Raw genomic sequence first — 22,097 nt, 5'->3', positions numbered from 1 at the left:
CCTTATTGCTTCTGCTCTGTGGCTGCTGGTGCTGCGTCTTGCGCATCGGCGCCTGCAATCACGGGTTGTACGGGTGTTCCGGGTGGGGCCTTCATGAAACCGTCGGTCATCACTTTGTCGCCAGCAACCAGTCCATCGGTTACCACCCATTGGTCACCTTTCCACTGCGCAACCTGAACCGGGCGCGGTGCCACAGTATTCTCCGGGCTGACTGTCATCACGACTTTTCCACCTGCTGGGTTCTCAAGCACAGCCCGTTGTGGCAACAACACGGCGTTTTTTTGCACTGCGCCACTTACACGCACACGTACAAATTGTCCTGGGCTTAACACTTCCTTGTCATTGGCCAACACGGCACGCGCATCGACAGTACCGGTGGCTGGGTTCACACGCACATCCTGAAAGCCCAGCTTGGCTTTTAAACCCATCGGTTTGCCATCTGCACCCAACACTTCAACCACCAAATCCCCATTGCTCAAGGCGACTGCACCACTTGCAATGCCTTTGCGCAGTTGTTCGTGGTCTTTCTCAGGAATACCAAAGTTCACATAGACTTGGTCGATCTGGGTAACCGTGGTCAACAACTCGGAAGGGCCTGATACAAAACTGCCTTCGGAGTAAAGCGAGCGGCTTGCAAATCCATTGACTGGTGACTCTACACGCGCATACTCTAGGTTCAAGCGAGCCGTTCGCACCGCAGCGCTCGCCACTTGTAAGTCTGCCTTGGCCACTTCAAATGCAGATTGTGCATTGTCCAATTCAGATTGCGACACCGCTTTGCTATCCGCCAAAGGCATGACACGTTTGTAATCTCGCTCGGCCTGGGCTGCACGAACCTTGGCCGCATTTTCATCGGCCAAAGCACGGGCCAAGGCAGTTTGGTAGGGTGCATTGTCCAGGCTGTACAAAGATTGGCCTTTCTTCACTCGACCGCCCTCTTCAAACTGGCGACGCTCGATGATACCGGCCACACGTGCACGAATTTCGACCTCGCGCAGGCCGGCAATTTGGGCAGGGTACTCATACGTCAATTCCAGCGGTTCGGTTTTCACCTCAACCACGGGTACAGGTGCTGCCTGGCCAGCGCCGGGGCCACCAGGGGCCTGGGCATCGGCACCCTGGCCGCAACCCAGCAACAAGGCGCTGGATAATATAGTCACCAGCAACGCGGGCAGAAGGGTGGCTCCTGCAAAAGCGCGGCTGTAGGGGGAAGCTTGAGTTTGCTTTGAATTCAATGAGTTGCTGTGCATGATGTGTGCCCTGTTATATCCTTGTGGGAATTTTTCGGGTTGATTTAATGACCGAGAAGTCAGATAATACATACATACATGAGTGTATGTAAATAAATTTTTCAATTTGGCGTAGACGATTGTGGTAAGAAAAACGAAGGAAGAAGCGCAGGAAACCAGGAATCTTATTCTGGACACGGCCGAAGCCGTTTTCTCGGAAAAAGGGGTATCGAGGACTACGCTGAACGACATTGCCAAGGCCGCGGATTTAACGCGGGGGGCCATTTATTGGCACTTCAAGAACAAGGCCGACCTGTTTGATGCCATGTTACAACGCGTCATATTACCGATGGATGAATTCATCGCCACGCCCGACCTGCACCCCGAGCAACAACCGTTGGCCTACCTGCGTACAAGGTCCATGCATGTGGTGCGTACGCTGGCAGAAGACCCACGCACACAGCGGGTTTTTGACATTGTGATGCACAAGGCAGAAATGGTCGATGACATGTTGCCCATCCGAGACAGGCACCTAGAGGCCATTCAAGGCTGCATTCAAACGATTGAAGCCGATTTTCAAGCCGCGATTGCCAAAGGCGAATTGCCTGCACACACCAATGCCCGCCAGGCAGCGATTGGCTTGCATGCCCTGATTGACGGGCTTTTTGCCAACTTTGTGCTCAGCCCCAACTTGTTCAACCTGATGGAGCAGGCTGAATTCACAATCGACAATTACCTCAACGGCCTGGCCAACAGAAAGTAGCCCCGGCTGACAGGGGCAGGCTTTTCAAACCCGCCCAGTGACCGGAATGCCCGCTCCATTAATGTCGCGGGCAACATCTGACAACAAGAATCCAATAACCCCGGCCAAAGAGTCCGGTGCGACCCAATCGGCTGGGTCCGCATCAGGCATGGCCTCGCGATTTGCGGGGGTGTCCAAAATACTGGGCAACACCGCATTGGCGCGAATTCCTAAGTGTTTATTTTCCGCCGCCAGGGCTTCGGTCAAACGCAGCACAGCTGACTTGGCAGCCGAATAAGCCCCCATGCCTTCAGCGGCTTTGCCAGCTGCGGCCGCACCAATGTTGACAATCACACCGCTTTGCTGATCCTGGAACTGCGGCAATATGGCTTGGCACATGTTCACGCTGGTTTGCACATTGATGGCGTACTGCGTATTCCAGGTATCCAGGCTGCTTTCAGCCTGACGCTCCCACACAAAACCACCTGCAATATTCACCACTGCATCAATTTGACCGAAATATTCCCAGGCTTGATTCACCACCTCTTGAGCATGCTCGGGCAAGGTTAGGTCCACGTTACCGATTGACACAGCATCGCTCTCGCCTTCCCACTCAGGCTGATGCAAATCAATCAACAGCAGTCGATAACCCAAACTTCCCAAGTGGGTGGCCACCGCCTGACCCAAATTGCCTGCTGCGCCCGTAATAATCGCCACTGGATTGGTATTGCTCATGAAAATCGACTCCCGCATTGAATGATTGATTGCCTGCATTTTGACACGGCCACTGCCCTTTCACGCCCCCACCCCCTTTGAATACCCCCTTTAAGGGCAACGCATTGGTGCAATGCTGAATTCAACAAAACCTGCCGTTCACAAGACATCACCGGAATTCTTGGAGCATGTCATGTGGAACGGTCTATTTTTTGGTTTGGTCAGTCTGTTCACGCCCCAGGTCAGCCTGCCCGACACGGCAGCCATGAAAGAGGAAATCGCCCAGTTCGCGCAGGTTTATGCCATCGACACCGATCGCATCCATGTTCGAGAAAGCACCATGAACAACCCCTCTCCATTTTTGACTAACAGCGGCATCAAGGCCTGCGTGCTGCATGTTAATCAGCATGCAGACGCCAAGCGCGTGTGGTCTCATTTTCTGGATTCAGGTCATGAAGGCACTGAGCCGGCATTTCTGGCATTCACATCAGCCCATGAATTGACTCACTGCCTGATGTCGGAAAAAGGAAAACGTGTGGCCGCCAAGCAAGCACTGCAAGAACACCTGGGCATTCAATTCAAGAACAATCTTCATTTTGAAGAAACACTGGCCGATCTGGTCGGCTTGGCCTATGTACAGAAAGTGATGCCAGAGCACTTCGACGTGGTGTACAAGCGCGTGAAATCGATTCGAACCGACTTTTCGAAACGAGACCCAGAGCACGACAGCTCCCGCGCACTGAACACCCACACCATCGCCTTCGCTGATCAAATGTTCAGCAAAACAGACACCCTCCGTTTGGCAGACGCTGGCAGCCGGTAAAAAAATCATCTGTGAATCGGATCGTGCGAAAGCACGATCTGCAAAAGCATGGTTAAATTCAAACGATCGTTTGAAAACAAACAAGCACAATTCACAGGTGACCCTTTTGAACAGCTTCCAATCCGTATTTCGCCCCAATCTGTTTGCAGGACAAACGGTGCTGGTCACCGGCGGAGGTTCCGGCATAGGCCGCTGCACCGCACATGAACTGGCCAGCCTGGGTGCAGACCTGGCCTTGGTCGGTCGAAAAATGGAAAAGCTTGAAACCGTGAAAGCGGAAATCGAGCAAACCTGCGCCGTCAAAATTTCGCTACACAGCTGCGATATTCGTGAAGAGGAACGGGTAAAAGAAACTGTGGCCGATGTGTTGGCAGCCCACGGCAAAATCAATCACCTGATCAACAACGCAGGCGGACAATTTCCCTCACCGCTCAACATGATCAGTGGCAAAGGCTTCGAAACTGTGGTGCGTAACAACCTCACCGGCGGCTTTCTCATGGCCCGTGAGGTATTCAACCAGTACATGATGTTGCACTTGGGCGAGTCCGACATGTCCATCACCAACATCATTGCTGACATGTGGAACGGCATGCCCGGCATGGGCCACTCCGGTGCAGCACGCGCTGGCATGCTGAACTTTTCGGAAACGGCATCCAATGAATGGGCACCCGTGCGCGTCAATGCGGTTGCACCGGGCTTCATCGCATCAAGTGGCATGGACACTTACCCCGAGCCCATGAAGCAAACCATTATGCAGTTGGACAAAACCATCCCGCTGCAACGCCTGGGGCTGGAAGCCGAGGTGTCAGGCGCATTGGTGTTCTTGTGCAGCCCTGCGGCCTCATTCATCTCGGGTTCCTGCATTCGAATCGACGGCGCAGCCCCCAACGCGCGCCGTATTTGGCAAGTGGGCACTGGCAAACCCAACCCGGCTTTCAACAGCTTTCATTTGGGTGGCGTGCCCGAGGTGATTCAGCGTCGAGACGCCGCACGCGCCGCGGCCAGCAAGAAATAAGCAAACATTTAAGGCTTGACACACCAAAGCCTCACCCTCAAAATCAAACAAACGTTTGATTTTTTTCAAGACTATTTTGCCGCTACTTAAAGCCACAAACCAATGCCTATTTTAGAGAGCCTCGTTTCCGCAAATTCCGCCGAGTTTGAACTCAACAAAGCCAATATGGAAACGGCCCTGAATGAACTTCGATCATTGGAGAAACGCACCCGCGACGCCTCAGCAAAAGCTGCACCATCATTTGCAAAGCGTGGTCAGTTGCTGCCTCGCGACCGGGTTGCTCTGCTACTTGACTCGGGCTCCCCGTTTCTGGAACTCAGCACCTTGGCTGGTTATATGCAAGACGGGCAGAAGGCTGACAAAAGCATTCCTGGCGGCGGCATTATTGCCGGGCTGGGCTATGTAGCCAACACCTTGTGCATGGTGGTCGCCAGCGATTCAGGCATTGAGGCCGGCGCGCTTCAGGCCATGGGCATTGAAAAAATGCAAAGGGCACAAGACATCGCGCTTGAAAACAAACTGCCCTTCATCAACTTGGGCGAATCGGCAGGCGCAAACCTGCTGAAGTACAAAGTTGAACACTTCATACTGGGTGGTGGCAACTTCTACCGCCTTGCCAAACTCAGTGCCGCAGGCCTGCCCGTGGTGAACGTTCTACATGGCTCATCCACCGCAGGCGGTGCCTACATTCCAGGTTTAAGTGATGTGGTCATCATGGTTCGCGAACGCGCACGCGCATTTCTCGCTGGCCCCCCTTTGTTGAAAGCCGCCACTGGTGAAATTGCAACCGATGAAGAACTGGGTGGCGCCGACATGCACTGCTCAGTCTCAGGCTTGGGCGACTACATCGCAGACGACGACCGCCACGCCATTGCACTGGCCCGCGACGTGATGGCAAAAATCGACTGGAACAGCAGCAATCGCAATGTGATACCCACTCTGAATGCTCAGGCGCCTGCACCACGCTACCCAGCCGAAGAACTGCTGGGCATCATGCCCGCCGATATCAAAACGCCGGTGGACATGCGTGAAGTGATCGCCCGCATCGTCGACGATTCCGACTTCCTCGAATTCAAGGCCAACTACGGACCGGCCACGCTGTGCGGATACGCCAAACTGATGGGTGTTTCAGTCGGCATCATCAGCAATCTTGGGCCAATCGACACCGCAGGTGCCACCAAAGCCACACACTTTATTCAAAGCTGCTGCCAAACCAAAACGCCGATCGTTTACCTGCAGAACACAACAGGTTACATGGTGGGCAAGGAAGCCGAGCAGGGCGGCATCATCAAGCACGGATCAAAAATGATCCAAGCGGTGAGCAACGCCACTGTGCCGCAAATCACCCTGTTGTGCGGCGCAAGTTTTGGCGCGGGCAACTATGGCATGTGCGGCAGGGCATTTGGACCCCGCTTTGTATTTGCCTGGCCCAACAGCAAAACTGCGGTCATGGGTGCCGAGCAAGCGGCTGGCACCATGGCCACCGTGATGCAGGCCAGCGCAGCCCGCAAAGGCATGGAAGTGCCCGAGTTCATGCTTGAAAACATGAAAAAACAAATCATCGACACGTTCGAATCGCAAACCAGCGCATTCCACACCAGTGGTTTGTTGCTCGACGACGGCGTGATCGACCCAAGAGACACCCGGCAGGTATTGGCGCTAGCGCTGATCGCCTGCCTGCAACAAGAGCGCAGTGTGCAAGCCATGCAATTTGGCGTGGCTAGCCCCTAGCGCGTGAGAAATAAATAACGAGGAGGAAGTGCAGTGAGACTAAGCCAGGAACACAAAGAACTACAACGCACCATCGAACGCTTTGTGGAGAATGAAATTAATCCACACGTGGCCACCTGGGAGAAGGAACAAATGTTTCCCGCCCACGAACTGTTCAAAAAGATGGGTAATCTTGGCTTGCTGGGACTGACCAAACCAGAAGAGTTTGGCGGCATGGGTTTGGACTACAGCTATTCCGTGGTGGCGGCGCAAGCTTTGGGAAAAATCCATTGTGGCGGTGTGCCCATGGCAATCGGCGTTCAGACCGACATGGCCACGCCTGCTTTGGCGCGGTTCGGCAGCGACGAGCTGCGCCGTGAATTTCTGGCCCCCGCCGTTGCTGGCGACATGGTGGCCTGTATTGGTGTTTCAGAGCCCGGTGCTGGCTCGGACGTGGCTGGTGTGAAAACTACCGCGCGCAAGGATGGCAGCGACTACATCATCAACGGCAGCAAAATGTGGATTACCAACAGTTTGCAAGCCGACTGGATCTGCCTCTTGGCCAACACCAGCGAAGGCAAGCCCCATCAGAACAAATCACTGATCATCGTGCCGATGAAAACACCGGGCATTACGATTGAGAAGAAGATTCACAAAATTGGCATGTGGGCATCCGACACGGGTCTTATTCACTTTGACAATGTGCGTGTGCCACAGCGCAACTTGATTGGTATGGAAGGCGCAGGCTTCATGTACCAAATGATTCAGTTTCAGGAGGAGCGCCTGTGGGGTGCCGCCAACAGCATCGAAGGCATGATGCATGTGCTGAACGAAACCATCAACTACACCCGCCAGCGCAACTTGTTCGGCAGCACCGTGCTCGATCAACAAGTGGTGCATTTCACATTGGCTGAATTGAAAACTGAAATTGAGGCCTTGCGTGCCTTGGTGTGGCAGGCCACTGAAGAATATGTGGCTGGTGGCGAAGTCACTGAGCTGGCCAGCATGTGCAAACTGAAAAGTGGTCGCCTGGTGCGCGAAGTCGCCGACAAGTGTTTGCAATTCTGGGGCGGCATGGGTTTTACCTGGGAAAACCCGGCTTCGCAACTGTATCGTGATGGCCGACTGATCTCGATTGGTGGCGGTGCAGACGAAGTCATGCTGGGCATCATCTGCAAATTCATGGGTATTTTGCCGGGCAAGAAAAAGAATGCCTAGGATCAAAAAACTGCTCATTGCCAATCGCAATGAAATTGCGCGCAGAATATTGCGCGCAGCCAAGCCCATGGGTATCGCAACAGTCGCCGTCTATTCCGAGGCCGATGAAAAAGCCATGCATGTTCAAGAGGCCGACGAAGCCTACTGCATTGGCCCAGCACCCTCACTTGAATCGTATTTGCGTATCGACAAACTGATAGAAACCGCGCTGAAAGCCGGTGCAGATGCCATTCACCCCGGCTATGGTTTTGTATCGGAAAGCCCTGCCTTTGCAAAAGCCTGTGTGGACGCAGGAATTACCCTAGTAGGCCCCACGCCACAGGCGATTGCTGACATGGCCGACAAGGCCCGTGCGAAAGAAATTGCCCAACAGGCTGGTTTGCCTTGTATTCCCGGCTTTAGCGAGCCCAACGCAAGCGTAACCGACCTGATGGCTGCGGCGCAGCGGATTGGCTACCCAGTGATGATCAAAGCGTTGGCAGGCGGTGGCGGGCGTGGCATGCGTTTGGTGATGACTGAATCCGAATTTGCATCGCAACTTCACTCGGCCCAACTTGAGGCGAAGAATGCATTCAACGACGACCGGGTCATGCTTGAAAAAGCCATCATCAACCCGCGCCACATTGAAATTCAGGTGCTGGCCGATACCCACGGTCACGCAGTGCATTTGGGCGAGCGCGATTGCTCCGTTCAACGCCGCCACCAAAAAATTGTTGAAGAAGCCCCCAGCCCAGCAGTGGACGCGGAGCTGCGTGCACGCATGGGTGAAGCCGCATTAAAACTGGTGCATGCCACCCACTATGTGGGTGCGGGCACAGTTGAATTTTTGCTTGATTCAAACGGTGATTTTTACTTCATTGAAATGAACACCCGTTTGCAGGTTGAGCATGGCGTTACGGAAGCCATCACCGGCGTTGATCTGGTGCAATGGCAATTGAGAATTGCGTCAGGCGAACACCTCACCTTGCAACAAGAACAAATTGTGTTCAACGGCCATGCCATTCAAGGCCGTCTGTGTGCCGAAGACCCGGCCCGCGACTTCATGCCGCAAACGGGGCCAGTGTTGACCTGGAGTCCTGATGCGAACAGCCGCTGCGACCACGCCCTGCAAAGAGGCGGTGAGGTAAGTCCTTGGTACGACAGCCTTTTGGCGAAGGTCATTGTGCACGGCGATCACCGCCTTGCCGCCTGCGAAAAGCTGGCTGATTCACTCAAAAGAACCGTGCTCATCGGCTTTGAGCACAACGCACTCTACTTGCAACGAATCGCCAGTCACCCTGTTTTTCAGGGTGGTGATTTCGGCACAGGCTTTTTGGCCCAGCATGCTGATGAATTGCTCAAACCTCAACATTTCCAGGCAGAGTGCGCTGTCGCCGCAGTGTTCCTTGCCTATGCACCACAGTACGAAAAACTCGCATGGCCTTTACCGTTGAGTGGTTTTTCGAGTACACGTGCGCTGCCACGACCACTCAAACTCAAATCACAGGGCAACACCCTGAATTTGAAGGTTGACTGCAGCGCCCAAGGTTACATGATTGACGGGCTGGGTGATGAAACAGTGCTCATCGAGCACTGGGATTGTACCGACACGGCAAAAGGCAGTTTCACCATCAAGGCAATGGTGCAAGGGCAATCCGCGCAATACACAGTCACCCAATCAAACACTGGCGTGTGGGTTCAACAGTGGCTAAACCCTCAGGCGTTGCATGTGGATGAAGAAACTTTGCTGAGCGCTTCGGCCTTGGCGGAAGGTGTATTTCAGCCACTTGTCAGCAGCCCGATGAATGGCAAAGTGACGCAGGTACTGGTTCAACCAGGCCAACAGGTGGAGGCCGGTGCAGTGCTGGTGTGTCTGGAAGCCATGAAAATGGAACACCGCATCACCGCCAAAACCGCTGCAATTGTGGAACAGGTGCACATCAAGGTGGGTGACCAAATGAAGCAGAAACAAGCCATGGTCCAGCTTGGTCAGATTCAATAAATAAAACACAGCCCGGCTGGAGGAGACACAAACCGTGGAAGACTTTTTCCGCTCGGTGGAGCGATTTGTCAATGAGCAGATCAAGCCAAATATCAATGACTGGGACGAGGCTGGGGAATTCCCGCGCGAGCTTTACCGTCAGGCGGGTGAGCTCGGCTTGCTTGGCTTGGGTTACCCGGAAGAAGTGGGAGGATTCGAATGCTCGCTGGCCGATCGCTTGAGGCTGTCTAACCTGGTGTGTTCCGCAGGCAGTGGAGGCCTGTTGGCAGGTTTATTCAGCCACAACATCGGTTTACCTCCATTGTTGAATCATGGCAGTGAAGCACTGGTCCAACTGATTGCTCCCGCTGTGTTGAAAGGTGAAGCCATCAGCGCGCTAGCCATTACCGAACCCTCGGGTGGGTCTGACGTGGCCAACCTGAAAACCAAAGCCGATCTGTTTCAAAAAGATGGCGTGCCTCATTACCGTATCAACGGAGAAAAGGTATTCATCACCAGCGGCGTGCGTGCCGATTGGCTCACCGTAGCAGTGCGTACTGGCGAACCCGGTGCACGCGGTATTTCCGTGCTCATGGTGCCCGGCAACGCCAAAGGCTTGACACGCAGCCCGCTTAAAAAAACTGGTTGGTGGATGAGCGACACCGCCAGCATTTACTTCGACAATGTGGAAGTACCTGCTGACTATCTGGTTGGCAAAGAGGGAAAAGGTTTTCGCATCATCATGGAGAACTTCAACACGGAACGCCTCATGTTGGCAGGTGCCTGTGTGGGCTTTTCGAAGGTGTGTTTGAACGAAGCGCTGGACTGGGCACAGAACCGCCAGACTTTTGGCAAACGCCTGATTGAACATCAGGTGATCGCCCACAAGTTGGCCGACATGCGCATGAAAATTCGCGCAACGGAAGCCTGGTTCGATGAAACAATTGCGTGCATCGACAAAGGCGATATCAACGAAGAACTGGTGGCCGATATTTGTTTGCTGAAGAACCAGGCCACTCAAACTTTGCAGCATTGCGCCAACGAGGCTGTGCAAATTTTGGGGGGCATGGGTTTTATGCGCGGAAGCTCGACCGAGCGCATCTATCGCGAAGTAAAAGTAATGTGCATCGGTGGTGGTGCAGAAGAAATCATGAAAGAACTGGCCATTCGACAACTGGCTTGGTGAGCAAATTACCCCCCGAAAGAGTTACACTAATTGGCTGAATTAAAAACAATTAGATTCGATCGGCGTTCCCTCTAGAGTGCTTTACATGCGGCAAATCAGGATTTGTAAGCATAACACTTACAAAAAATGTTAAAGATTGTTAACTATTAGGAAATATTCACATCCGTTTCCTGATTACGGCCAGTAAAACTCTCACAAGGCGAAACTTTTGCCGAATTTTCAAATGAACACACCATTGTCGGAGAATGCACTGTGGCTAATATCACTGGAGTTATCAAAAGCGTGTTGGGAGAGGTTTCTGTAACCCGTCCTGACGGTGAACAAGTCCTTCTGAAAGAAGGCGACATTATTTCTGCTGGTGACACCGTCACCACCAGTGCGGAAGGTTCTGCATACATTGAATTTCCTGGCGCTGAAGGTCAAAAAGCCACTGAAGGTATTCTTCAATCCAACGCAGTAGCTACACTAAAAGAAGGCGAAAACGGTGCTGAATTTGAAGTAGCCGAGGGCGAATTCGAATTGCTGACTGAAGGCGAAACAGTCGCAGTAACCGGCGCAGGCGGCATGTTTGGTTTGTTCGGTGCAGGTTTGGCTGCCGGCGGTTTGGCCGGTCCACTGGCTGCAGCAGCCGGTGCTGCATTCGTATTGGGAAGTGATGACAGCGACGGCGGATCCGGCGGCGGTTCTTCTGGTGGTGGTTCTGGCGGCGCAACCGCAGGTGCACTGGAGCCAGTCACCGATGCGGCCGGCCCCGCCTCCCCTGCGGTGGATCAAACCGTGGACGCGTTAGCCCCAGTGACTACCGTAGTAGACGCACCAGTTGGTGCATTGGCACCTGTTACAGAGGCACTTGACCCAGTGCTGGATGAAACAGCGCCGGTAACAACTGCGTTGGAGCCAGCTCTGACACCGGTGAACAATACCGTGACTGGCGCACTGGATGGATTGAGCCCTGTAACCGATTCACTTGATCAGAACGTCACACCGATTACCGAATCCGTAGAAACAGCACTCTCTCCCTTGGTCGACGTAATCGCGGGCAATGAAGATGGTATGGTCACCGCCGCTGCCGACACTCTTCCAGTAAACCTTCGGGTTGTTGCTGAGCAACTGGGTGGTGGGCTCAGCATGGCTACTCCTCAGATCGCCGATGGTTTGTCACAGGTGGTGGGCGGACTGGAGCCGGTTTTGAGCCCCCTGAACGATGGTTTGACCCAGATTTTTGACGCAGCTGCACCGTTGTTTGATGGCTTGGCCACTGCAACTGACGCACTGCCGATGGTTTCACAACCCTTGGCTGATGGTTTAAATCAAGCATTTGATGCACTAACCCCAGTGACAGATCCGCTAATCGCAGCACTCTCTGGCGGCCTGCCTTTGCCCGGTGGCGATGAGGGCGGTGGCAGCACAGAAGGCCCCACGGGCACACCATTGGATGCGGTATTGGGGCCTGTAGCTGATGCACTGGCAGGTGGTGGCGGTGGCGGATCAGAAGAAGGTCCTACCGGCACACCATTGGATGCAGTGCTGGGGCCAGTGACCGATGCCCTGAGTGGCGGTGGTTCAGGTATCCCCGAAACCGGTACACCTCTGGACATGGTGACATCCCTGCTGGACCCCAGCGTACTGACTGACCTGGCAGCAGGCGGTGGCGCAGGTGGTGAGTTGCCAAGCTTCCCCTCCACTGGCACGCCCCTGGATACACTGACCAGCATGCTGGACCCCTCCAGCCTGCCAATCTCCTCTGGCGCAAGTCCACTGGACGCATTGACCAGCGCACTGCCCACAGACAGCCTGCCCATCTAAGCTTTGTAGTATTGCATGGGGCTCCGACCCCCATGCAAAGTGAAAAGGCACCCTTCGGGGTGCCTTTTTGCGTTTCCATGCTCATCAAATCTGGAACCAATCACCTGTGATTGCAACTCAAAACTTGCAGTCAGGTAACCACCCCTGTTCGACAATCCGAATCGATCCTCAAGGAAGACACGGTGAGCACAACCACAACCAATCTTATCCAGCTAATTCCACCCGCCGCAGTGATGGTGCTCTTGTGCTTGTCCTGCTTCAATTTCTACAAACAATATGTACTTAAGTCCAAAGAGCTGGCTGATCTCATCTCCAAAATTGGCAGTACCGTGCGCTCAATGTCTGAGGGTGATGACTTCATGCGCAAAGACGGTGTTGCCCGAATTTTTCAGGGAACCATGCTTGAAAAAGCCTGGAAAGATTTCGCCAAAACCCTGCACCCACAAACCGGCATGATCAACGGCGTTAAACGAAACCGGAAATTTCGCCTGACTGTGCCTGTGTCTACCCACTTCTCAGCCTCCACCGTCATAGACCGTCCCTTGGGCGTCGAGTACTTCAAACATCTCCCGGGTATTCTTACCGGCATTGGCATCATTGGCACATTTTCGGGTCTTTTGTTTGGTTTGAGCAGTTTTGATGCCTCCAGTGTCGAAAACATGAATGAAAGTATCACCTTGTTGATCGGGGGGGTTCGCGATGCGTTTTACGCTTCCGCTGCCGCCATCTGTGCCGCCATGGTCATCACACACTGGGAAAAATCGCTTTACCGCAAAAATCTGGCAGCACTTGATGACTTGGTTGATGCCATGAACGGATTGTTTGAGCCAGGTGTCGGCGAAGAATACTTGGCAACGCTCGTACAACACTCGTCCAGCGCCAGCAACTTGACCCGAGACCTGAAAGACGACTTGCTGCAAGCCATGCTGCCGGTAATCAAACAACTTGAATCAGTTCAAGGCCAAAGAGACGACGGTTTAAGTCAAGCCCTAGAGAAAGCGCTCAACGAATCCAACAAACGGTTAGTTAATCAACTTGAAACTGCATTGGCACGGCAGGTCAAGCAACCCATCGAAGACATGGGTGCGCGTCTGGACAATCGACTAAGTCACATTAAAAGCACACCTCAGGATTTGGCCATGAAAGTAATTCGCGCCAGACAACAAGAAAGCCACGACGACACCGCCTCATCCTCGGTGCAATCATGAGTTTGATGACGTCTTACACGCCTGCGCACCGAAGTGATGAAGGCGAGAAACCTTTTTGGATTTCTTACGCAGATTTGATGACAGCCTTGATGATTCTGTTCTTGGTCATCATGGTTGCCGCATTGTCAGCAATTTCCAGGCAAGCCCAGGAACTGGTTGAGAAAGCTCAAAAAGGAGATCTTGAAAAACCAGAAGTGATCATACGCACCAAAGATCCTGAACTAACTCAGACTGAACTTCGGTTTCAAGAAATTAATGCAATCTGCGAGACCCTCTCCCAAAAGGCCGAACAGGTCAACCCCGATTTGAATGTAGATTGCAAGCTAAACCGGATCAATTTCGGTGCACAGGGACAATTCGACACTGATGAATACAAGTTAGGCGAGGCTGGTCAAGCTACGCTGGCCGATGTGGTGCCAGTCATTCTTGAAACGGCCAACACGCCGATGGGTCAGAAGTGGCTCAAACAAGTAGTTATTGAAGGGTATACCGACACCGACGGCTCTTACCTGTACAACCTGAATCTCAGTCTAAAACGCTCAGAATGGGTCATGTGCACCTTGCTGCAATCCAGCAACAATAGCCCAATCCAGTTCAACTCAGATCAACGAATCCAGATTAAAAAGCTCTTTCTTGCCGGCGGCGTGGCTTTCAACAATCTCCAACAATCCAAAGACGCGAGCCGACGAATCGAGCTACGCCTCCAGTTTTACGGGCATGAATCCGAGAAATCGAACTCCTCGGAATATGAACTTAAATTTCATGACAACAACCAGGAACGTTGCATGTTATAGGCGAAGAGGCCCTTCGTGGAACTTTATCAGCGGGGGCAATACTCAGAATGCGCAGGACAAGAGAGGTACACAATGCAGAAGATCGACATCAATCCAGTATTAAACTTCACGCAATTAAAACCTGCCCAACTCATCGCGCCTGCGCAAAACGTTGAACACTTTCAACAATTGCTTACCGGCTTAAAAGAAACTTTTAAGACTTCATCCAGCGCGCTTGATACCAAAATTACTTCACCCAGCTCAGACCAAGCAGCACCATCGCTTCTTGCCAAGTCAGCAGTTGAACTAAATAAAGCAGAGTTTTATATCAGCCGCCTGCAACGTCACCTAATGGGTGGCATTCAACAGCTAGAAGGCGGACACACCACGGATGGTAACTTTGCCAAAGCTGTCATCCAACAGCAATTTTCCTCAGCCTACTACTTTCTAGGTGTCAGCCGGGTAGGCAACACTGCCGAAGACGTCTCCGAAGAAGTCGCCTCTGTTACTCGGAGAAGATAAATTGAGCAAGCCACTCCGCTTCATTCAGCGATACCTTGGCGCCTTCACCTTGGCGCTGATTCTCACTGGCTGTTCTGACAGAGCCATGCTCTTTAATGGATTGTCCGAGCCAGAAGCCAATGAAATTTACTCACACCTTTTGGCTGCAGGAATACCGGCAGAGAAAACAAGAACAAAAGAGGGTTCTGCGATTTCTGTACCCGAAAATCTCTCGGCCAACGCGTTGAGTATTACCCAAGCCAATGGCTTACCCCGTGACAAAAAATCTTCAATCGGACAGGTGTTCAAAAAAGAGAACATGATCAGTTCGCCGCTGGAAGAACGGGCCCGCTATCTATATGCCTTGTCGCAAGAACTCGAAGATACACTTATGCGTATCGATGGCGTGCTCTCCGCCAAAGTACACATCGTCTTGCCCGAACGTGCCAATCCAGGAGAACCGCTTAGCCCATCGTCTGCCGCTGTATTCGTCAAGTACAGTGAACAAGCCCAGTTCCCAGCGTACATTCCAAAGGTACGTGAAATGGTCTTTAAAAGCATTCCCGGTATCGCTGGCGATGCTCAATCCAATGTCACCGTTACTGCCATACCGTCAGAACTAAAAATCGACGAGTGCGTACCGTTGGTGTGGTACGGCCCGATTGCGCTGAGTGCTGCAGACAAAGGCTACTTCCTCGCAATCGTGTACATCATTCTTTTCATGTGGATGCTTTCAATCGGCCTGACTTGGCTGCAAGCCAAGGGTATCGATCAGTGGCCAGCCGTGTTGCAATCAATTCGCTCGAGATTCTTCAAATGAGTCTGCCCAAAACACTTCAAGTTGAATGGTGGCGTTGGTGGAGTAATCCACTGATCGGTCTCAATAGCGATCACCAGCACCGCATGCCATATGCACTGGGTACAGCGGGTAAATCATCGGTTGATTACTTCCAGCTTTTGCAAACACGAAGTGTGCTGGAACTTGACGACCATCCCGATCAAGATCTACTGCATTATCCAGAACTGATTTCCATCTCCTTGTCGACGCAGAAACAACTCGAAATACACTTGATAAAAGTGGCGTCACTCACCCTGGATTCCAGCATCATCCATGCGCGCCCCCAAGAATGGGATCAAAAGTTCAATGTCAAATCAGCAGATGAAATTCGAAAAATCATTGAATTTTATCGAAGCATACCGGTTCGTCTGAACCGGTGGCAGTATCAATGTGCCAACGCGATCAATCAGGATGATCGCCTCGTGATCTCGATTCAGACGCGCATAGAAATAGGACTAGGTGTGGTTCTAAAAAGCTATTTTCCATCGTTTTTCAAACGGTGGGCGCTGAAGGTACCGCATCAAGTCGTTCGTCTTGTGGACACAATCGATCCAATAGAGCAAGGCTTGTGGAAAGAGGTGCATGAATGGCTAGCTACGGAAGTCCAGGCGTTGTTTGACGAAATCAATCAACAACATCAAGAACCAAAACTGGAAATTGAAAATGATTTGCTTCTGGATGACGACTACACAACTGTAGATGTCGATCAGCTATACGGAGGAGCGAATGCTTAATCTCCTGCGCAAAATACGCTTTCCAGCTGATGTTCAGATTCATGATCATCTCATTCCTGCCCGCACATTAAAGTTCGCACAAAACCACCATGACATCGTTGCGTACGCGCGCGATGAAGCTGAGTCGATCATTCGCGCAGCCAATCAAGAGGCTAACCGGATTCGAGAGCAAGCCAGACAGGAAATTGCCGAATCCATGCAACAGGATCTCAAATCAATTCGAAGAACCATGCGTCAGAGGGTGAAAGCACTTGCCGACAATTCTGCACGAATTTGTATTGATATCAGCGTGGCCGCATTGAGCGAATTTTTAAACACAGTGCCCGATCAGATCAAAATCGAAAAATTGGTGAAAGCCTTGCTTGAGCATTCCTTAAGCAACCAAGAGCTGGTCCTTGAATGCACAACTTGTCAAATCAACTTGGTTCAGGAATCACTAGGCAAAGTGATCTCGAATCAAGCCATGCTTCGCAAGTGGGAAGTACAAATAGCCGACGACCTTCAACCCTTTGAACTAAGAATCAAGGCAGCGAAAGGCTCTGAGATTCAGGTGTCAATTGAAAATCTGATGGCTTTATACAAACGAGAGATTGAAAACCTGCAAAAAGAAATCAAGGATTCAATCGCTACCAAAGGTAATCAATATGAAGAAGTGGATTAAAGCAATAACGCTGGCCTCCCTGATCATGGTTCAGGGTGCATGGTTGCAAGCAGCACCTGCGGCGAAAGCAGAAATGAGAATCTACATGGCCCAGGAAGAGTCCTCCAAGAGGGCTCTTGAAACCATGCTGGACATGCTTGGACTGCGCTTGAATACAAACGCGATTAATACTCGCCCAATCAGCGGAAAGTTTGAATTCTCCAACGTCGAAGAGTTGATGGCTTACTTCCGCAGCTCCTTTCGCATCAACTGGTTCCAGAACGGCACACAAGTCTATGTTTATCGGTCTGATGACTGGCGAACCCAAAAAATATTCGTTGGCGGTGCTCGCAGCAACGACGACTGGAAAGATTTGCTGACATCTGCTGGGCTTTTCTACAAAGAATTCCCATTCGCAATTAATTCCGACACCAAGGAACTGATTGTTTCTGGACCCAGAAGCTACCTGAACCTATTGCGTGAAGCCTTTGAACAGGCCCCACCGGACCCTTCTGAAATTGCGAAGCACGGCATTGAGTTGATGGTTTTTCCGCTTCAATACGCATCCGTCGAAGATCGCCAAACAACACTGAGGGGTGCCACACTAACCACGCCTGGTGCCTTGTCGGTATTGCTCAATCTGTTGGGTTTACCAAACCAGCGCATGACAGCTTCACCTGAAAATAAAAAGGCAGGCATGATTGTGGATGGTGCCGGGCAACAAACAGCGGGTATGGGTTTGCTGCAAGGTAACAACTACCGTGCCCAAGTCATGTCACCAACCACTCTTACCCCACCAAAAGAAGCACCCCAAACAGAAAAAAAAGAAGAAGCCCCGGTCAGTGTTACTGCAGACCCGCGCACAAACTCAATCCTGGTTCGTGATGCGAAAAGTAAATTTGACTACTACAAACAACTGATTGATAAACTGGATCGTCCGCTGCCCATGATCGAAGTGGAAGCGATGTTGGTGGAAGTCGATCAGCGCGGCTTGAATGAACTGGGTCTTGAATTTGGATTTCAATCCAGTCATTTACTTTACGATTTCCCGGGTTCTGGCGTGAACTCCCCCAGCCTTACCATTCCGGGTGCCAGCACCATTGTGGACCCAGTACGCTTTCTAGCCCGCCTAAAAGCCTTGTCCGCCGATGAAAATGCAAAAGTATTGGCTCGCCCAACCATTGTCACCCAGGACAACGTATCGGCTTATATAGATTTGAGTCAAACCCTGTACCTGCAGGTATTGGGTGAACGAGTGGCAGATGTAGTACCTGTGACGGCAGGCAGCTTGCTTCAAGTGACGCCCAGGCTGGTAAAAGAAGGAGGCGACGACCGCATCTTCCTGCGCATTGAAATTCAGGATGGCAACATCACTCAGAATATGCAAAGCGCACAAAGCATATCTGCTCCCAGTATTCAAAATACATCTCTCAGTACGCAGGCATTGATTCAACGCGAGAAAGCCATATTGATTGGTGGTTACAATCGCGAATCTGAAGGCGACAAAGATTACCGAGTCCCGGTTCTTGGCTCACTGCCATTCATTGGAGCTGCATTCTCCAGCAAGCAGAAACAACGCCAGAATGTAGCTCGCCTGTTTTTGATTACGCCAAGGCTGATCGAAGACCCACCGCACAACTCCGAGTCCACTCGCGCAGCCATCAACTCGCTTCAAAAGTCATTCAAACTCACAGGTGAAAATCTGCAACCAACGCCCACATTGCGATTGGATAACCGACTGGAGGGTGTTCGATGAATACAGCAATTCCGGTCAAACCGAGCGGCCATCAGGAGGTCACAACAACCGAAGCGCTTCACGGGAGTCTTGCAAATCGCCGCCCGCTTGAAGGAGAAGGAAAAAAGCGTGTAGAACGCTTCATTGCAGCACACACCCAGAGCGGCCAAACCAGAAACGATGCATCAGTTCATCCACAAGGCCTGGCAGGTTCAAGTAGCGAACCACAGGTCAGTGCTTCGGAACAACAGCATGCGGCATTACAACGAGGTCTGGCTGAAGCAGACCCCAATAAAAAGGGTCGAGGTAGTAAATATGCAGACATCTACAAAACACTGTTCACAGGCAGCGAAAGTTTTCGCCACAAAGACCAGATGTCCATGCTTCATTCGATCCGAAGCAAAGGGAAAAGCCTGGTTGATTTAGCGGGCGATCTAAACCCTGCCGAAAAAGCATTGAGAAAATTTCTGTTGCTCAAGTCACTGGAGCAAGACCACGGTGGCCTGCTCAGTGCAGGCGACAGAACTGAATTGCTGTTGGTTCGAAAAAAACTGGAAAGCGAGTTTGGTGATTTCATTCAGGGCACAGTGGGCGCCTACGACATTGGCAAAGCCAAGGCATTCAAAGGCCCCTCTCTGCGCGAATTTATCAAAGCCTACCAAATTATTGAAATTCAGCCCAACACAATATCGGTTCCAGATCTTCACGTACTGTACAAGTTAATCAAGAAAGACCTCGAAGCTGGCGCGCCGCGAAGCAAGTTGATCGCCATGCAAGAAGGTTTTGTACAAATTCTAAGTCGCGAAAAAACGCAAGAACCCAGCAGGGTTACCAGCCCCAGGCACCACATTATTCTGAGTCGCATTAAGCAGTTCGGCCTGCTCATCAACCTGCATGCCCTGCACGGTAAATTTCTTGATTGGGGGCGCACTGCCAATCTTCAGGGCTTACCAAGCATGGCCCAGTTGACCGAGTCATGTCTTCAAGCCGTGCTAACCAACGAAACCCTGGCCGGCGCGAATGCTCTCATTGCAATTGCGTCGGCAGTTCGATCCGACAAGTTACCTGCCCGCAACGCTTTCATCACGAATTATTGTCGCTGGGTTCTACTCCATGATCTCTTGATTGGCATGTACAAAAATTCAAATCAACGAAAAATCCTCGTTGAAAATATTGAACGCAACACCCAGCTGTCTGCAATTTTGTCGCCCTCATCGTAAATCAACTGAATGGGACAACTGATGATGCTGCCTCCACCAGAATTTCCTGATCCTTTGTGTATCCACAACGATTGGACACTATTGCCAAGCCACACAGATTCAAATGATGAAAACGGCAAGCAGTTTTTTCTGGTCTGGATCGGAGATTCTCCACTTACGCCCCGCTTTATTGCTGCAGCTGAATCTCTGAATCAAGAAAAAAATGCATCTGCTTTCCCAGGTTTCAAAGTCAAATTCCACGCAGAACCAACCCCTGGATTTGTAGTTCATGCCAAACCCGATTGGAACATTCAGTCCGAAACCCAAGCACGCACGGCACTTGAGCAAATCCTTTGGGAAATCAACCGACAAATGAATTGAGGTTTAAAACACCCACCTTAATTCCGGAGCTTATCAAATGACGATCAATACACAGTATGACCCTTTGAAGATTTCTGAAATTACCAATCGAAAACTGGATGCGAAAAATCGCCGAACTGTACCCGAGGTGAGCGTCCCTGCGTCGAACGGTCAGAGCATCAGAGCATTCCATCATACCAGCCGAAATTCAAGCCACACAAAATCAGGTCAGGACTTTCTGGGCATGTTGTTACAAGCAGATCAAACCTGCAATCCATCTGATACGCAATTTCAGCTGGATGAAAAAAAAGAACTCAACTCATTGACAGGAACTAATCATTTTTTTTCACCACAAAAGAACTGTGAGGAAAAGAAACTTCAAACCGAAAACAGCAAGTTTGACTTTTGTATAGAAAACACGCTGGCTGGCGAAGTGAATATTCGAGGCGAGTTTGATGGTCACAAGTGCATTGTGTATTTGAATTTGAAAAGTAAATTGTCTACCCAGGAACAGGCTGCGCTTGAAAAGATCCTTCGCTCGGGTCTCAGCAAAAATCTGGGTGTTGAACTGGAGATAAAAATTGATTGAATCAATCGCAGCAATTCAAACAAATAGTCCACTCACAGGCAGCGCAAGCGCAAAAGCGATTCCTGAAGACGCCTCACGATTCTCGCAACTACTTTCCGAACCCAACCCAGTGAACGAGTCTGTGAAGAATTTTGTGGAAAAAGCGCAAACACAACTGGATCAAAGCAAAGTAAGTATGGACAAAAAACTTCGGGACTTTGATTCACGCGACAGCGTATTCAGCCTGATTGATGCCATGCATGTGAGCTCGATGAAATCGGTCTCAGTTCAATTGACTGGAAAAATTGGCAGCAAAGTATCCGAAAGTTTTGAGCAGTTGGTTAAGCAACAGTAAACCCAAGGGAGGTTGTATGGAAGTTCTAGATGTAGGTTCAAGGGTGTTCGGTTTTGCTGACCGTCATGCCAAACGTGTCGATAGCTATTTGACCCAACCTGATTTTGGCTCATCCCCCGCTGATGTAGTGGTTATGAGCTATGAAATGCAAATGATGGGCTCGCTGTGGCAACTTGCCGCCAGCCTTGTGAAAGACATGACTGAACCGCTCAAAAGCATCGTCAACAAATAAAGGAAAAACATGGGAACCACAGGACCAGTGACTATGCCCACATCCCCACTTTCCATCGTTGGTGAAGGTGAAGAAATTCCAGCAGGAGCGGGGGCAGAGGGTTACACCGAAGACCAATTGAACACCATTGTTGAATTGGCAACCACTCGATTGATCAACCCAGCCCTCGAGCGCCTCGAGGAATATTGGCAGGAGGAGCGACAAAAAGAAGGAGGATGAAATTCTTTTATTTTGAAGTGAAACTAGTCAACTTATTTCAAGGAGTTAAATCATGGCAGTAAATTTCCCCACCCATTCATCAGTCACCCCACAAATTGATCTGTTCGCCCAGTTCGGCGATGAAGTTCAACAAGGTGCCTTGGACTCGTTCTATCAGCTCTTGCAAGGCAACCCAACACCTGGCCAAGTGGCAGCGGCTGTAGCACAGCTCGGTATTTCGCTTGAAACAGCAGCAAAAATCATGTCCGCCTGCGGCAAAACAAAAGACTTCATCGAGAACGTCTACCAAGCAGCACGTATGTAATTTTTAGCACAACCCACCACTCAGGAGC

Annotated in this window: 24 protein-coding genes; 22 read left to right on the top strand and 2 right to left on the bottom strand. The window is 51.3% G+C overall.

The window, feature by feature from the left end; all coding sequences use genetic code 11:
- Positions 1–2: 2 nt before the first annotated feature.
- Entirely contained in the window at positions 3–1,250 is a 1,248-nt protein-coding gene (locus PY990_RS07655) for an efflux RND transporter periplasmic adaptor subunit (RefSeq protein ID WP_275271106.1), read from the bottom strand.
- Between the two features lie 121 nt (positions 1,251–1,371).
- Here PY990_RS07655 and PY990_RS07650 point away from each other — a divergent pair, with 121 nt between their 5' ends.
- Positions 1,372–1,992 carry a TetR family transcriptional regulator gene (locus PY990_RS07650; protein ID WP_275271105.1) on the top strand — a complete coding sequence of 207 codons (621 nt, stop codon included), beginning with the start codon at positions 1,372–1,374 and terminating at the stop codon, positions 1,990–1,992.
- A gap of 24 nt (positions 1,993–2,016) precedes the next feature.
- Here the strand turns inward: PY990_RS07650 and PY990_RS07645 are convergent, their stop codons facing one another.
- Entirely contained in the window at positions 2,017–2,706 is a 690-nt protein-coding gene (locus PY990_RS07645) for an SDR family NAD(P)-dependent oxidoreductase (protein WP_275271104.1), read from the bottom strand.
- 172 nt (positions 2,707–2,878) lie between these two features.
- On the opposite strand from PY990_RS07645, the gene PY990_RS07640 reads away from it, so the two are divergent.
- From PY990_RS07640 to PY990_RS07540, 21 genes are all read left to right on the top strand, one after another.
- Positions 2,879–3,508: a hypothetical protein gene (locus PY990_RS07640; protein ID WP_275271103.1), complete on the top strand. Its 630-nt coding sequence runs from the start codon at positions 2,879–2,881 to the stop codon at positions 3,506–3,508.
- Positions 3,509–3,614: 106 nt separating this feature from the next.
- The gene (locus PY990_RS07635; protein WP_275271102.1) at positions 3,615–4,523 is read left to right on the top strand and encodes an SDR family oxidoreductase; all 909 of its coding nucleotides are present in this window, start codon (positions 3,615–3,617) and stop codon (positions 4,521–4,523) included.
- A gap of 102 nt (positions 4,524–4,625) precedes the next feature.
- A complete protein-coding gene (locus PY990_RS07630) occupies positions 4,626–6,254 on the top strand; it encodes an acyl-CoA carboxylase subunit beta (RefSeq protein WP_275271101.1) in 1,629 nt (542 codons plus the stop codon).
- Positions 6,255–6,287: 33 nt separating this feature from the next.
- Complete coding sequence (locus tag PY990_RS07625) at positions 6,288–7,451, top strand: acyl-CoA dehydrogenase family protein (RefSeq protein ID WP_275271100.1); 1,164 nt, start codon at positions 6,288–6,290, stop codon at positions 7,449–7,451.
- Complete coding sequence (locus PY990_RS07620) at positions 7,444–9,432, top strand: acetyl/propionyl/methylcrotonyl-CoA carboxylase subunit alpha (RefSeq protein ID WP_275271099.1); 1,989 nt, start codon at positions 7,444–7,446, stop codon at positions 9,430–9,432. Before PY990_RS07625 ends, PY990_RS07620 begins: the two co-directional genes overlap by 8 nt.
- A 34-nt stretch (positions 9,433–9,466) precedes the next feature.
- On the top strand, positions 9,467–10,597 hold the full coding sequence (locus PY990_RS07615) for an acyl-CoA dehydrogenase family protein (protein ID WP_275271098.1): 1,131 nt from the start codon (positions 9,467–9,469) through the stop codon (positions 10,595–10,597).
- Between the two features lie 252 nt (positions 10,598–10,849).
- Positions 10,850–12,403 (top strand): hypothetical protein, encoded by a 1,554-nt coding sequence (locus PY990_RS07610; protein ID WP_275271097.1) that lies wholly within the window; start codon positions 10,850–10,852, stop codon positions 12,401–12,403.
- Positions 12,404–12,585: 182 nt separating this feature from the next.
- Positions 12,586–13,611 carry a hypothetical protein gene (locus PY990_RS07605; protein WP_171097141.1) on the top strand — a complete coding sequence of 342 codons (1,026 nt, stop codon included), beginning with the start codon at positions 12,586–12,588 and terminating at the stop codon, positions 13,609–13,611.
- Positions 13,608–14,405, top strand: coding sequence for an OmpA family protein (locus PY990_RS07600; RefSeq protein WP_275271096.1), 798 nt, complete (start codon positions 13,608–13,610; stop codon positions 14,403–14,405). Before PY990_RS07605 ends, PY990_RS07600 begins: the two co-directional genes overlap by 4 nt.
- Positions 14,406–14,477: 72 nt before the next feature.
- Positions 14,478–14,906 (top strand): hypothetical protein, encoded by a 429-nt coding sequence (locus PY990_RS07595; protein WP_275271095.1) that lies wholly within the window; start codon positions 14,478–14,480, stop codon positions 14,904–14,906.
- Between the two features lies 1 nt (position 14,907).
- Positions 14,908–15,705, top strand: coding sequence for a type III secretion system inner membrane ring lipoprotein SctJ (gene sctJ / locus PY990_RS07590; protein ID WP_275271094.1), 798 nt, complete (start codon positions 14,908–14,910; stop codon positions 15,703–15,705).
- The gene (locus PY990_RS07585) at positions 15,702–16,457 is read left to right on the top strand and encodes a hypothetical protein (RefSeq protein ID WP_275271093.1); all 756 of its coding nucleotides are present in this window, start codon (positions 15,702–15,704) and stop codon (positions 16,455–16,457) included. Before sctJ ends, PY990_RS07585 begins: the two co-directional genes overlap by 4 nt.
- Positions 16,450–17,118: an HrpE/YscL family type III secretion apparatus protein gene (locus PY990_RS07580; protein ID WP_275271092.1), complete on the top strand. Its 669-nt coding sequence runs from the start codon at positions 16,450–16,452 to the stop codon at positions 17,116–17,118. Before PY990_RS07585 ends, PY990_RS07580 begins: the two co-directional genes overlap by 8 nt.
- Entirely contained in the window at positions 17,102–18,853 is a 1,752-nt protein-coding gene (sctC, locus tag PY990_RS07575; protein ID WP_275271091.1) for a type III secretion system outer membrane ring subunit SctC, read from the top strand. The genes PY990_RS07580 and sctC overlap by 17 nt, the downstream gene beginning before the upstream one ends.
- Positions 18,850–20,052, top strand: coding sequence for a hypothetical protein (locus tag PY990_RS07570; RefSeq protein WP_275271090.1), 1,203 nt, complete (start codon positions 18,850–18,852; stop codon positions 20,050–20,052). The genes sctC and PY990_RS07570 overlap by 4 nt, the downstream gene beginning before the upstream one ends.
- A 9-nt stretch (positions 20,053–20,061) precedes the next feature.
- Complete coding sequence (locus PY990_RS07565; protein WP_275271089.1) at positions 20,062–20,412, top strand: hypothetical protein; 351 nt, start codon at positions 20,062–20,064, stop codon at positions 20,410–20,412.
- 37 nt (positions 20,413–20,449) lie between these two features.
- Entirely contained in the window at positions 20,450–20,980 is a 531-nt protein-coding gene (locus tag PY990_RS07560) for a hypothetical protein (RefSeq protein ID WP_275271088.1), read from the top strand.
- A complete protein-coding gene (locus tag PY990_RS07555) occupies positions 20,973–21,314 on the top strand; it encodes a hypothetical protein (RefSeq protein ID WP_275271087.1) in 342 nt (113 codons plus the stop codon). The genes PY990_RS07560 and PY990_RS07555 overlap by 8 nt, the downstream gene beginning before the upstream one ends.
- Positions 21,315–21,330: 16 nt before the next feature.
- The gene (locus PY990_RS07550; RefSeq protein WP_171097120.1) at positions 21,331–21,546 is read left to right on the top strand and encodes a hypothetical protein; all 216 of its coding nucleotides are present in this window, start codon (positions 21,331–21,333) and stop codon (positions 21,544–21,546) included.
- Positions 21,547–21,579: 33 nt separating this feature from the next.
- Positions 21,580–21,765, top strand: coding sequence for a hypothetical protein (locus PY990_RS07545; protein WP_275271086.1), 186 nt, complete (start codon positions 21,580–21,582; stop codon positions 21,763–21,765).
- 52 nt (positions 21,766–21,817) lie between these two features.
- Positions 21,818–22,069 carry a hypothetical protein gene (locus tag PY990_RS07540; protein WP_275271085.1) on the top strand — a complete coding sequence of 84 codons (252 nt, stop codon included), beginning with the start codon at positions 21,818–21,820 and terminating at the stop codon, positions 22,067–22,069.
- Positions 22,070–22,097 lie beyond the last annotated feature (28 nt).

This window comes from Limnobacter olei, from assembly GCF_029087225.1.
Taxonomy (GTDB): Bacteria; Pseudomonadota; Gammaproteobacteria; order Burkholderiales; family Burkholderiaceae_B; genus Limnobacter; species Limnobacter olei.
Note: the sequence above shows the minus strand (reverse complement) of the source record. Positions and strands in the feature narration are given on the sequence as shown.